This window comes from Sandarakinorhabdus sp. (genome assembly GCF_031430775.1).
In the GTDB taxonomy this organism is placed as follows: Bacteria; Pseudomonadota; Alphaproteobacteria; order Sphingomonadales; family Sphingomonadaceae; genus Sandarakinorhabdus.
Window position 1 is genome coordinate 39,911 of record NZ_JANPCD010000161.1, and the last position, 12,489, is coordinate 52,399.

Annotated in this window: 14 protein-coding genes and 1 pseudogene; 11 read left to right on the forward strand and 4 right to left on the reverse strand. The window is 63.5% G+C overall.

What is annotated here, in order from left to right:
* Positions 1-50 precede the first annotated feature (50 nt).
* The 11 genes and pseudogenes from rplO (at position 51) to RMQ73_RS10410 (ending at position 9,551) form a co-directional block, all read left to right on the forward strand.
* Positions 51-599 (forward strand): 50S ribosomal protein L15, encoded by a 549-nt coding sequence (gene rplO / locus RMQ73_RS10360; RefSeq protein ID WP_310498148.1) that lies wholly within the window; start codon positions 51-53, stop codon positions 597-599.
* A 107-nt stretch (positions 600-706) separates the two neighbouring features.
* Positions 707-2,070: pseudogene (secY, locus tag RMQ73_RS10365) on the forward strand (preprotein translocase subunit SecY).
* A complete protein-coding gene (locus RMQ73_RS10370) occupies positions 2,067-2,714 on the forward strand; it encodes an adenylate kinase (protein WP_310498149.1) in 648 nt (215 codons plus the stop codon). Before secY ends, RMQ73_RS10370 begins: the two are co-directional and overlap by 4 nt.
* Before the next feature lie 202 nt (positions 2,715-2,916).
* The gene (rpsM, locus tag RMQ73_RS10375) at positions 2,917-3,285 is read left to right on the forward strand and encodes a 30S ribosomal protein S13 (RefSeq protein ID WP_310498162.1); all 369 of its coding nucleotides are present in this window, start codon (positions 2,917-2,919) and stop codon (positions 3,283-3,285) included.
* A gap of 48 nt (positions 3,286-3,333) precedes the next feature.
* Positions 3,334-3,723, forward strand: a complete 390-nt coding sequence (rpsK, locus tag RMQ73_RS10380) for a 30S ribosomal protein S11 (RefSeq protein ID WP_152577529.1) — start codon at positions 3,334-3,336, stop codon at positions 3,721-3,723.
* Positions 3,724-3,841: 118 nt separating this feature from the next.
* Positions 3,842-4,891: a DNA-directed RNA polymerase subunit alpha gene (locus RMQ73_RS10385; RefSeq protein WP_310498151.1), complete on the forward strand. Its 1,050-nt coding sequence runs from the start codon at positions 3,842-3,844 to the stop codon at positions 4,889-4,891.
* 150 nt (positions 4,892-5,041) lie between these two features.
* Positions 5,042-5,455: a 50S ribosomal protein L17 gene (rplQ, locus tag RMQ73_RS10390; protein ID WP_310498152.1), complete on the forward strand. Its 414-nt coding sequence runs from the start codon at positions 5,042-5,044 to the stop codon at positions 5,453-5,455.
* A 38-nt stretch (positions 5,456-5,493) separates the two neighbouring features.
* Complete coding sequence (secB, locus tag RMQ73_RS10395) at positions 5,494-5,979, forward strand: protein-export chaperone SecB (protein ID WP_310498153.1); 486 nt, start codon at positions 5,494-5,496, stop codon at positions 5,977-5,979.
* Positions 5,980-6,120: 141 nt separating this feature from the next.
* On the forward strand, positions 6,121-7,689 hold the full coding sequence (murJ, locus tag RMQ73_RS10400) for a murein biosynthesis integral membrane protein MurJ (RefSeq protein WP_310498154.1): 1,569 nt from the start codon (positions 6,121-6,123) through the stop codon (positions 7,687-7,689).
* On the forward strand, positions 7,686-8,699 hold the full coding sequence (gene trpS, locus RMQ73_RS10405) for a tryptophan--tRNA ligase (RefSeq protein ID WP_310498155.1): 1,014 nt from the start codon (positions 7,686-7,688) through the stop codon (positions 8,697-8,699). The genes murJ and trpS overlap by 4 nt, the downstream gene beginning before the upstream one ends.
* Before the next feature lie 138 nt (positions 8,700-8,837).
* Positions 8,838-9,551, forward strand: a complete 714-nt coding sequence (locus tag RMQ73_RS10410; RefSeq protein WP_310498157.1) for a DUF4136 domain-containing protein — start codon at positions 8,838-8,840, stop codon at positions 9,549-9,551.
* 96 nt (positions 9,552-9,647) lie between these two features.
* On the opposite strand, the gene RMQ73_RS10415 is transcribed toward RMQ73_RS10410, so the two are convergent.
* From RMQ73_RS10415 to RMQ73_RS10430, 4 genes are all read right to left on the reverse strand, one after another.
* Positions 9,648-9,980 (reverse strand): hypothetical protein, encoded by a 333-nt coding sequence (locus tag RMQ73_RS10415; protein ID WP_310498158.1) that lies wholly within the window; start codon positions 9,978-9,980, stop codon positions 9,648-9,650.
* A 235-nt stretch (positions 9,981-10,215) separates the two neighbouring features.
* Complete coding sequence (locus RMQ73_RS10420) at positions 10,216-10,593, reverse strand: ATP synthase F1 subunit epsilon (protein ID WP_310498159.1); 378 nt, start codon at positions 10,591-10,593, stop codon at positions 10,216-10,218.
* A 65-nt stretch (positions 10,594-10,658) separates the two neighbouring features.
* Positions 10,659-12,107, reverse strand: coding sequence for a F0F1 ATP synthase subunit beta (atpD, locus tag RMQ73_RS10425; protein ID WP_310498160.1), 1,449 nt, complete (start codon positions 12,105-12,107; stop codon positions 10,659-10,661).
* Positions 12,108-12,119: 12 nt separating this feature from the next.
* Positions 12,120-12,489 (reverse strand): F0F1 ATP synthase subunit gamma (locus tag RMQ73_RS10430; protein ID WP_310498161.1); only part of this gene is annotated, 370 nt, incomplete at its 5' end.

Sequence of the window (12,489 nt, forward strand, 5' to 3'; positions counted from 1 at the left end):
GCAATTGTCTTTCCCCATCCGCGCGACCAAAGCGAAAGCGAGTGCACCCCATGACCACCAAGCTCAACGATCTTCATGACAATCCCGGCGCCCGCAAGGACCGCGTCCGCGTCGGCCGCGGCATCGGTTCTGGCCTCGGCAAGACCGCCGGTCGCGGCCAGAAGGGCCAGACCAGCCGTTCGGGTGTTGCCATCAAGGGTTTCGAAGGCGGCCAGATGCCGCTGCACATGCGTCTGCCAAAGCGCGGCTTCAATAACATCTTCCGCAAGGATTATGCTGTCGTGAACCTCGGCACGCTCCAGGCTGCCATCGATTCCGGCAAGCTGACCGTCGGCCAGAAGGTCGACCGCGCCGTGCTGCTGGAAACCAGGATCCTTACCCACGGCCGTGACGGCGTCCGCCTGCTCGGCAAGGGCGTGCTGACCGCTGCACTTCACATCGATGTCGCCGGCGCCAGCGCTGCGGCACAGGCCGCCGTCGAGGCCGCTGGCGGCACTGTCACCCTGCCGCCGCCCGCCCCGGCACCGCTGAGCCGCGACGAGCAAAAGGCCGCCCGCGCCGTTGCGCGTGCAGCCAAGGCCGCCAAGGCAGCAAACTAAGTCTGCGTCCGGGTCACCTGACCCCATGGCAATTGCGCCGCGTTCCGCCTATCTGGGCTGATACGCGGCGCTTTGCCGTTCCAAGACCAACGATCGGATAGGGTTTCATGGCGTCTGCCGCCGAACAAATGGCCGCGAATCTGAGCTTCGCGAACTTCTCCAAGGCCACCGAGCTGAAAAAGCGCCTGTGGTTCACGCTGGGTGCGCTCATCGTGTTCCGCCTGGTGTCGTTCGTGCCATTGCCCGGCATCGACCCCCTGGCGCTGAACAGCCTGTTCAGCCAGACGCGCGGCGGCGTGCTCGACTTTTTCAACATGTTTTCCGGTGGCGCCCTTGAACGGATGAGCCTGATCGCGCTGGGTGTCACACCCTACATCACGGCCTCGATCGTCGTGCAGCTGCTCACTTCGTTGATCCCCAGCTTCATGTCCTTGAAGAAGGAAGGCGAAAGCGGCCGCAAGACGCTGAACCAGTACACGCGCTATGGCACCGTGTTCCTGACCATCGTGCAGGGCTATGGCATTGCCGTTGGCCTCGAAAGCTGGGCGCCGGCCAGGGCGTATCGGCCGTCATTGATCCGGGCATGTTCTTCCGCATCACCACAGTCGTCACCCTGCTGGGCGGCACCATGTTCCTGATGTGGCTGGGCGAACAGATCACCAGCCGGGGCATCGGCAACGGCATCAGCCTCATCATCATGGCCGGCATCGTGGCGCAATTGCCAACCGCGCTCGGCACCATGTTCGAGCAGGGCCGCACCGGCGCCCTGTCGCCAGCATTCGTGCTTCTGGTCACGGTTGTCGCGCTTGGCACCATCGCCTTCATCTGCCTGATGGAACGCGCCCAGCGCCGTATCCTCATCCAGTATCCCAAGCGCCAGGTCGGCGGCCGCACAGCGCAGGGCGATGCCAGCCATCTGCCGCTCAAGATCAACACGTCCGGCGTCATCCCGCCGATCTTTGCTTCATCGCTGCTGTTGATGCCGCTCACGGTGGCACAGTTCTTCAGCCAGCAGGGCAGCGCCCCCGAATGGCTGACGATCATGACGACCGCGCTGCAACATGGCGCGCCGCTGTACATGGCGCTGTACGCTGGCGGCATCATCTTCTTCAGCTTCTTCTACACCGCTGTCGTGTTCAACCCCGATGAAACAGCTGAAAATCTCAAGAAATACGGCGGTTTCGTACCCGGCATCAGGCCCGGCGTGCGGACCTCCGAGTATCTGGATTTCGTGCTGACCCGCATTACCGTCATCGGCGCTGCCTATCTGACCGTGATCTGCTTGATGCCAGAATTCCTGATTTCGCAGCTCAAGGTGCCATTTTACTTCGGCGGCACATCGCTGCTGATCGTCGTGAACGTCACGATGGACACAGTGGCGCAGATTCAAAGCCATTTGCTGGCGCATCAATATGAAGGGCTCATCAAGAAGTCCAAACTCAGAGGCACAAATAGGGGCACGGGCCGTTGAATCTGATATTGTTGGGGCCGCCAGGGGCGGGCAAGGGAACCCAGGCCAGCAGACTCGTCAAGGAGCGCGGCATGGTGCAACTTTCGACCGGAGACATGCTGCGCGCTGCTGTCTCTGCGGGCACGCCCGTGGGCATCGAGGCTAAGTCGGTCATGGACGCCGGCAAGCTGGTGTCCGACGAAATCGTCAACGCCATCCTGTCCGAACGGCTCGACGCGCCGGACGCGCGGGCCGGCTTCATCCTGGACGGCTATCCGCGGACTTCGGCACAGGCGTTTGCCCTTGATGCGATGCTAGAGACCAAGGGCATGACGCTCGATCACGTCATCGAACTCGAAGTCGATGAAGACGCGCTGACCGATCGCATCACCGGCCGCTTCACTTGCGGCACGTGCGGCGAAGGGTACCACGACCGTCACAAGCTGCCTGCGGTCGCAGGCGTTTGCGACGTCTGCGGCGGCACAGGATTCAAGCGCCGCCCCGATGACAACGCCGACACCGTGCGGACCCGCATGGCGGAATATCGTGCCAAGACGGCGCCGATCATCCCGCACTACAGCCAGCAGGGACTGGTGACGCGGATCGACGGCATGGCCGACATGGATACGGTCGCCGCCAGTATCGACATGGTACTGGACGGCTGATCGGGCCGTGACTGCATGGCGGGGCAGCAACCTTCGGCTGCAACCTCGCATCTGCTGGCTTGACTTTGGGACGACTCGCCGCTAGCAGCCTCCACTCCGCTAAACCGGAAAGACCTCAGGTGGCCGCAGGGCTGCCGGGTTCCTGCTTTGAGATAGTGACACCTTGCCCGGCGTCACTGTGGAGCATGAAAGGAAACGATTCGTGGCACGTATTGCGGGTGTTAACATCCCGACCAACAAGCGCGTTGAAATCGCGCTTACCTATATCCACGGCATTGGCCGTACCACCGCAACCCGCATGACCAACGAGTTGGGTTTCCCGCGCGAACGCCGCGTGCAGGACCTGACCGACGCGGAAGTGCTGCTCATCCGCGAAAAGATCGACCGCGAATTGACCGTCGAAGGTGATCTTCGCCGGATGAATTCGATGAACATCAAGCGGCTGATGGATCTGGCCTGCTATCGCGGCCTGCGTCACCGCAAGGGCCTTCCGGTCCGCGGCCAGCGCACCCACACCAACGCCCGCACCCGCAAGGGCAAGGCCAAGCCGATCGCCGGCAAGAAGAAGTAAGCGCGGGATACCGCCGCTTCTCTTCACACAGGCAAAGGGACTTTTTCGATGGCACGCGAAGTTGCACGCATCAAGCGCCGTGAGCGCAAGAACATTACCTCTGGCGTCGCGCATGTGAACGCCAGTTTCAACAACACCATGATCACCATCACCGACGCACAGGGCAATGCAATTGCCTGGTCGTCGGCCGGCACCATGGGCTTCAAGGGCAGCCGCAAGTCGACTCCCTTTGCCGCACAGATGGCCGCCGAAGATGCTGGCAAAAAGGCCGCCGAACACGGTGTGCGCACCCTCGAAGTCGAAGTGCGTGGTCCGGGTTCGGGCCGCGAATCGGCTCTGCGCGCGCTGCAGGCTGTCGGTTTCCAGATCACTGCCATCCGCGACGTGACGCCGATTCCGCACAACGGGGTGCGTCCGCCAAAGCGCCGGCGCGTCTGACCTTCTGCCCTGGCGCCGGGCCCCCTTCGGCGCCGCGTTTCATGTCCAATGCTCTTATCTGATTCTCAAGGGAACGGGCGGGTGACGATCCGCCCCATCCCAAAAACGAGGTGAACCTGTGGCAGTCATCGCCAAGAACTGGACCGAACTCAAGAAGCCCCACCAGCTGGAATCGCGCCCATTGGGTGACGGCCAGCGCAAGGCAAGCTTCATTGCCGAGCCTCTGGAGCGTGGCTTCGGCCTGACGCTGGGCAATGCCCTGCGCCGGGTCCTGCTGTCGTCGCTGCAAGGCGCGGCCGTTACCGCTATCAAGATCGATGGCGTGCTACATGAATTTTCCAGCCTTGCCGGCGTTCGTGAAGACGTCACCGACATCGTGCTCAACATCAAGCAGGTCGCCATCCGCATGGCCGGCGACCAGGCCAAGCGTGTCCATCTGACCGCAACTGGCCCCGGCGAGGTCACCGCTGGCATGATTGCCGTGTCGGGCGACATGGAAGTGATGAACAAGGGCCTTGTGATCTGCACCCTCGACGAAGGTGCAACGCTGAACATGGAACTGACGGTCGAAACCGGCAAGGGCTACGTCCCGGCCAGTGCCAACCGCCCGGCCGATGCGCCGATCGGCCTTGTGCCTGTCGATGCGCTGTACTCGCCGGTGCGCCAGGTCAGCTACAAGGTCGACAACACCCGCGTCGGCCAGGAACTGGACTTCGACAAGCTGACCATCACGGTCGACACCGATGGTTCGTTGTCGCCCGAGGACAGCCTCGCCTATGCTGCGAAGATCCTGCAGGACCAACTCCAGCTGTTCGTGAACTTCGAAGACATGGCCGCGCCCGCGCCGGTCTCGACCGCCGCTGCCGGTGGGCCGATCGAGGTTGACGACAACACCAGCATCAATCGCTATCTTCTCAAGAAGGTCGACGAGCTGGAATTGTCGGTGCGTTCGGCCAACTGCCTGAAGAACGACAACATCATCTATATCGGCGATCTGGTCCAGAAGACCGAGAGCGAAATGCTGCGCACCCCGAACTTCGGCCGCAAGTCCTTGAACGAAATCAAGGAAGTGCTGTCGCACATGGGCTTGCGTCTTGGCATGGAAATCTCGGGCTGGCCGCCGGAAAATATCGAGGAAATGGCCAAGAAGCTCGAACAGGAGTTTTAAGCGCAGCGCGGCTCGTGTTCAGCGCCGCGCGCTGGACACAGGCTCGCTCCAGCGCGGCCAGCACAAGTCAAGCAACGGGACATCGGCTGACCCGCAAATCAGCCTGGTCTGAGGTACCTGATACGGCCTCATAACGAACGGAGAACACTCATGCGCCATCGCGTCGCCCATCGTAAACTCGGCCGCACCAGCAGCCACCGCCTTGCCATGTTCCGCAACATGTCGGCCTCGCTCATCAAGCACGAGCAGATCACCACGACGCTGCCCAAGGCGCGCGAAATCCGCCCCTACATCGAAAAGCTGGTGACGCTGGCCAAGCATGGCGGCCTGTCGAACCGCCGCCTCGCGCTCGCCCGCCTGCAGGACGATGTACAGCTGATCAAGCTGTTCGACGTAATTGCCGCGCGCTACGCCGACCGTCAGGGCGGCTATATCCGCATCGTCAAGATCGGCATGCGCAAGTCGGACGCCACGCCGATGGCCATCGTCGAATTCGTTGACCGCGACGTCAGCGCCAAGGGCCAGGATTCCGGCCCGGTGCAGGATTTCGGCGGCGACGAATAAATCGTCCCATCCGACCTTGTTCTTGAAAGGCTGCCAGCATGGCTGACGAAATCGATCTGGGCGAAACGCCCGAAAACGGCTTCATGGACGAACCGCTGCCGCAGGTGGCGATCCTCACGCAATATGTGAAGGATCTGTCGTTCGAGAATCCGAATGCCCCCAATTCGCTTCAGGCGCAGACCCAGCCCAAGATCGACGTCAACGTCGGCGTCAACGCCAAGCGCGCCGCCGAGAACGTCTATGAAGTCGAGCTCAAGATCAGCGCCAAGGCCGAAGTGGACGGCGACGTCAGCTTCATGGTCGAACTGGTCTACGCTGGCCTGTTCGGCCTGCAGAATGTGCCCGAAGAAGCCCTTGAGCCCTTCTGCATCATCGAAGCGCCGCGCCTGCTGTTCCCGTTCGCCCGCCGCATCGTTGCTGACACGGTGCGCGACGGCGGCTTCCCGCCGCTGATGCTCGATCCCATCGATTTCGGTGCGCTGTACATGGCGCAGCAGCAGGGCGGCCAGGTCGGGAACGCCTGAGCCTTGCCGAGTGTCTCGACTAGCCCCAAATTCCGACTATGGTGGCTGGCAGGTGATTGCTTTGCCTCAAATTGATACAGACGCCGCAGCGGGTGCCCGCAGCGGCGTCTTAGTCTGTGCGGGCTGTATCGCTGCCGCGCCATGAATCTGCTGCGCGCCACCGCCACCATCGGCGGCCTCACCCTCATCTCCCGCATCGCCGGCTTTGTCCGCGACATGCTGCAGGCCCGTTATGTCGGCGCCGGCATGGCTGCCGATGCCTTTCTGATCGCCTTTCGCCTGCCCAATCTGTTCCGTGCGCTGTTTGCCGAGGGCGCCTTTGCTTCGGCGTTCGTGCCGATGTTCAACCGTCAGGTCGGCGCTGATGGCGGCGACATGACAGGTGCGAAGCGCTTTGCCGAGGATGTCCTGGCCGTGCTGCTGCCGGTGCTGGCGTTGTTCACGGTGCTGATGATCATCGGTGCGGCGCCTATCGTCTGGGCGCTGACCGGTGGTTTCCCGGATGCCGGCGCCGGCAAATTCGCGCTGACGGTCGATTTCACCCGGCTGACCTTTCCCTATCTGCTGCTGATCAGCCTGGTGTCGCTGATGGGCGGGTTGCTCAATTCCATCGGGCGGTTCTCCGTCAATGCTGCGGCCCCTATCCTGCTCAATGTCGCGTTGATCGCCGGCATGCTGCTGTTCCACGGCCCCGATGATACCGCGACGGCCCGCGTGCAGGCGCTGTGCGTCACCATCGGCGGCATCTTGCAATTCATCTGGCTGCTCTGGGCGTGCTGGCGCGCCGATCTGCGGCTGCGGCTGCGCTGGCCGCGCCTGACCGACAAGGTCGGCACGTTGATGAAGCTGATTGTCCCCGCCGCGCTTGGTGCCGGCGCCGTGCAGGTCAACCTGCTGATCTCGACGGCGCTGGCGGCGCGCTTCCTGCCCGAAGGGGCGGTGTCGCATCTCTATTATGCTGACCGGCTGAACCAACTGCCGCTGGGGCTTATCGGGATCGGTGTCGGCACGGCGCTGTTGCCGGCACTGTCGCGGCAACTGGGCGCTGGCCAAGATGTGGCCGCGCGGCACAGCCAGAACCGCGCCATCGAGCTGGTACTGTTCCTGACCTTGCCTGCGGCCGCAGCGCTGACTGTGGCGGCGGCGCCGATCATCCACGGCCTGCTCGAATATGGCGCATTTCGCGCGGCCGATACCAGCGCCACGGCGACGGCACTGGCGGCATTCAGCCTCGGCCTGCCGGCCTATGTGCTCATAAAGGTGCTCACCCCCGGCTTTCATGCCCGGCAGGACACGCAGACGCCGGTGCGGATCGCCGTCGGCTCCATGCTCGTCAATCTGGTCGGCAACCTCGCGCTGGTCTGGCCGCTTGGCCATGTCGGCATTGCGCTGTCCACCGCGCTGGCGGCCTGGGTCAATGCCGGTGCGCTGTATGTCGTGCTGCGCCGGCGCGGGCATTTCGATGCCGATACGCGTCTGCTGCGCGCCCTGCCCCGGCTTGGGCTGGCGTGCGCCGTCATGGTCGGCGTGCTGCTGCTGGCGATGCCGGCCATCGGCCTTTTCGGCGGCAGCGTCATGGCCAGAATCGCCGGATTGGCGCTCTTGCTCGGGTCGGCCGGCATCGCCTATCTGCTGGCGGCACGCGCCCTGCGCCTGTTCACCATCGCCGATTTGAAAACCCAGTTTTCCAGAGGAACAAAACCATCATGAGCCGCGTTTTTGGCCGCGTTTTTTCTGGCATCCAGCCGACCGGCAATCTCCATCTGGGCAATTATCTGGGCGCCATCCGCAACTGGGTTCGCATGCAGGACAGCGCCGAATGCATCTATTGCGTCGTCGATCTGCACGCCATCACCGTGGCGCAAGACCCAAAGACGCTGGCGCGCGGTATTCGCGAGATGACCGCGGCGCTGATCGCCAGCGGCATCGACCCTGAACGCGCCATTTTGTTCCCGCAAAGCCAGGTCCGCGTCCATGCCGAGTTGGCCTGGGTGCTGATGTGCACGGCCCGCGTCGGCTGGCTCAACCGCATGACGCAGTTCAAGGAAAAATCCGGGAAGGACCGCGAAGGCGCCAGCGTCGGGCTGTATACCTATCCCGTCCTTCAGGCCGCCGACATCCTCGCCTACAAGGCGACACATGTGCCGGTCGGCGAGGACCAGAAACAGCATCTCGAACTCGCCCGCGACATCGCCGCCAAATTCAACAACGACTTTGGTGTCGAGCTGTTCCCGCTGCCCGAACCGGTCATCGAAGGCCCGGCCACGCGCGTCATGAGCCTGCGCGATGGCACCGCCAAGATGTCGAAATCCGACCCCAGCGATGCCAGCCGCATCAACCTGACCGACGATGCCGACACCATCGCCCAGAAGATCAAGCGCGCCAAAAGCGATGCCGATGCGCTGCCGTCAGAGCCGGCGGGCCTTGCTGGCCGCCCCGAAGCAGCCAATCTCGTCGGCCTGATGGCGGCACTGACCGACCGCAGCGTCGCGCAGGTGCTGGCCGACCATGGCGGACAGGGTTTTGGCCAGTTCAAGCCGGCGCTTGCCGAGGTGATGGTCGCGGCGCTCGGCCCGATCACGGCGCGGTTCAACGCCCTCAAGGACGACAGCATCGCGCTGGATTCCATCCTGGCAACCGGCGCAGCCCGCGCCCGCGCCATTGCGGAGCCCGTGTTGGCCGAGGTCCACCGCGCCGTGGGCTTTGGCGACTGGCTGTAACGCGCCGGGAGCAGGCGCTGCGAATCGACAGATCGTCGGTTTGCAGCGACAAGGCGTTCATTGGCCATAAACTTGCAATCGGGCATCCTGATGCCCATATTATTGCTATCGTGTAATGTTCGGGGTGTTGTCATGACCATGAAAAATAGACTGACAGTGGCGGCTCTAGGCGCAGCTATGCTGTCATTGACGGCTTGCGCATCCAACTTCGAGGCACGAGTGGCGCGGTTTTCGCAGCTGCCGGCCAGCAATGGCCAGACCTTTGTGATCGAGCCGCGCAACAAGGAAAATGCCGGCGGGCTGGAATTCGCCACCTACGCCAATCTGGTGAAGCAGAAACTGATGGCCAATGGCTTCCAGGAGGCCGCCAATCCGGCCGACGCCACCATGACCGTGCAGCTCGACTATAATGTCGGCGCGCCGCGAGAAAAGGTGCAGACGCGGCCGGGCTTTGGCGGCTGGGGCGGCTTTGGTCCCGGCTGGGGCGGCGGCTTTGGCGGCCTGGGCTGGGGTCCCTATTGGGGCGGCTGGGGCGGCGGATTCGGCGGTTGGGGCGGCGGTTTTGGCGGCTGGGGCGGCGGCTTCGGCGGCGGCGGCTGGGGCAATGACGTGTATTCCGTGACCCAGTACAACAGCGCGGTTGCCATGAAGATCACCCGCAACGCCGACAAGGCCAGCGTGTTCGAGGGCCGGGCCGAAACCGTCTCGACCAGCAACAACCTGACGCGGCTTGTCCCGAACCTTGTCACCGCCATGTTCACCAACTTCCCCGGCAACAGCGGTGAAACGGTGCGCGTGCGCTTTGATCCCAAGCAGCCGGCCAAGCCGCCCACGGTCAAGGCCCTGGGATGACCTTGCGGTCGGCCTGAAGGCCCTCCGGGTTACAGAAAAAGGCGCCCGGCCCAATGGCCCGGCGCCTTTTTCATGCCCGCCTTTCGGCAGCGGCGATCAGCGCTTGGGGGTCTGTTCGTTATATCCCATGCGATTGGTGCGGTCGGCTGCCCAGGCATCAACATCGCGCTGGGTGCAGCCGATCATGCCGCCGGGGCCATTGGCCGAGCAACTGCCGATGGAACCACCGGCCCCTGCCGAACCGTCACCGAGCAGCAGCGCCCGGTTGGTTTGCAGCACGCTCTGGCGGTTCTGCGCCTGACGCAGCCGCTCGGGGATTCGATAGACTTCGGATTCCGGCAGCCGGGCGCACACAACGATTTCGTCGGGCGATGATGGCTTGGGGCAGGCCTCGGTGCCGAACACCGTCACCAGGCGCTGGCGCGGCAAGCTCTTGTCCGTCGGTTCCGCGACGGGCGGCTTGAGAGTAGAGGGTGCGGCCGGCCTGGCTGCGGCAGTTGGCTGCGCCCCATCTGCCTGCTGCGCGTGCCCCAGACCGGGCATAATCAAGGCGATAGCCGCCAGCACTGCAAACGTCGCCCGCATATTGATCATGCTCCAAACACCGAGCCGTTACATTACGGGCTTTTGCTTCGGCCACAAACCGGATTTGCGGCCAAGCGTTTCAGTTAACGACGGCGGCCTGCATGGCTTCGAGGCGGTCTACGGCGGCGCCGTTGCCGGCGCTGCGCGCGGCGGCAAGATCGGCCGCGACCTGCACCGGATCAATGGCGCTGACCAATATGGCCTTTTCCGCCAATATCGTCAGGCCGGTGGCGTTGACTTCGGCAAAGCCGCCTTCGATGAAATAGCGCTGCGACAAGCTGTTGCTGTCGGTCTCGTAGATGGCGATGGCGCCGGGGCGAACGGTCGACATCATCGGCGCATGGCCGGGCAGCACGCCGAAATCACCCTCGGTGCCGGGCACGACAACCATGGCAACCTTGCCGGACACCAGCCGGCGCTCTGGAGAGACGAGTTCGAAATCGAAAAATTCGGCCATGATCTTGTCCTTTGCGTCTTCCGAAAACTGGCGCCGGAGCCTGGCCCCGGCGCACGGTTCATGGGTTACGCAGCTTCGGCGGCCAACCTGGCAGCCTTGGCGACGGCATCTTCGATGGTGCCGACCAGATAAAAGGCCGCTTCCGGCAGATGGTCATATTCGCCCGCGACAATGGCCTTGAAGCCCTTGATCGTGTCTTCGACCTTGACGAACACGCCTGGGGTCCCAGTGAAGATTTCGGCGACATGGAACGGCTGCGACAGAAAGCGCTGGATCTTGCGAGCGCGGCTGACGGTCAGCTTGTCCTCTTCCGACAGTTCATCCATGCCCAAAATGGCGATGATGTCCTGCAAGCTCTTGTACTTCTGCAAGACTTCCTGAACCGAACGGGCGACGTTGTAATGCTCTTCACCCACCGTGCGCGGCTCAAGGACGCGGCTGGTGGAATCGAGCGGATCGACGGCCGGGTAGATGCCAAGCTCGGCAATCGAGCGGCTGAGCGTCGTCGTGGCGTCCAAATGGGCGAACGATGTGGCAGGGGCCGGATCGGTCAAATCGTCGGCGGGCACGTAGATGGCCTGCACCGAGGTGATCGATCCCTTGTTGGTCGAGGTGATGCGCTCCTGAAGGGCGCCCATGTCCGTCGCCAGCGTCGGCTGATAGCCCACGGCCGACGGGATGCGGCCCAGCAGCGCCGACACTTCGGAACCAGCCTGGGTGAAGCGGAAGATGTTGTCCACGAAGAACAGCACGTCCTGGCCTTCGACATCGCGGAAATATTCGGCGTTGGTCAGACCCGACAGGGCGACGCGGGCACGGGCGCCCGGCGGCTCGTTCATCTGGCCGAACACCAGCGCGACCTTGGAGCCGACCGAAGTGGCTTTGCCGTCCGCATCCTTGGCGATGACGCCGGCTTCGAGGAATTCGTGATACAGATCATTGCCTTCGCGGGTGCGTTCCCCCACGCCAGCGAACACCGACGTGCCGCCATGGCCCTTGGCGATGTTGTTGATCAGTTCCTGGATGAGCACGGTCTTGCCGACGCCGGCGCCGCCGAACAGCCCGATCTTGCCGCCCTTGGCATAGGGGGCGATGAGGTCGATGACCTTGATGCCGGTGACCAGAATGGCGCTTTCGGTCGACTGGTCGACGAACAGCGGCGCTTCGGCATGGATCGGCATGGTGATGTCGGCGTTGACGGGGCCCATTTCATCGATCGGCTCGCCGATGACGTTGAGGATGCGGCCCAAAGTGGCGGGGCCGACGGGCACGCGGAATTGGCAGCCGGTGTCGGTCACGGCCTGGCCGCGCACAAGACCATCGGTGGCGTCCATGGCGATGGTGCGCACGGTGCCCTCACCCAGATGCTGGGCGACTTCGAGGACGAGGCGCAGGTCGCCGACGCGGGTTTCCAGCGCCGACAGGATCGGCGGCAGGTCGCCATCGAAAGCGACATCGACAACGGCGCCGATGACCTGGGCGATGCGCCCGACATTGTTGGTGGTGTTGGCCATGGGGCTTGCTCCTTAAAGCGCTTCGGCGCCCGAGATGATCTCGATCAATTCCTTGGTGATCGCGGCCTGTCTCGTGCGGTTATAGGTGATGGTGAGTTTCTTGATCATGTCGCCGGCGTTGCGCGTGGCATTGTCCATCGCGGTCATGCGGCTGCCCTGTTCGGACGCGGCGTTTTCGAGCAGCGCGCGGAAGATCTGGACACTGAGATTGCGCGGCAGGAGTTCGGCGAGGATGGCTTCTTCGTCGGGCTCATATTCCACCGCGGCGGGAACGGCGTCGCTGGGTTTGGCTTCCACTGCTGTGGCGGCGGGCAATGCCGCCGGGATGATCTGGAGTTCGGTGGGTTCCTGGACCAGTGCCGAGCGGAAGCGCGCGAAGAAC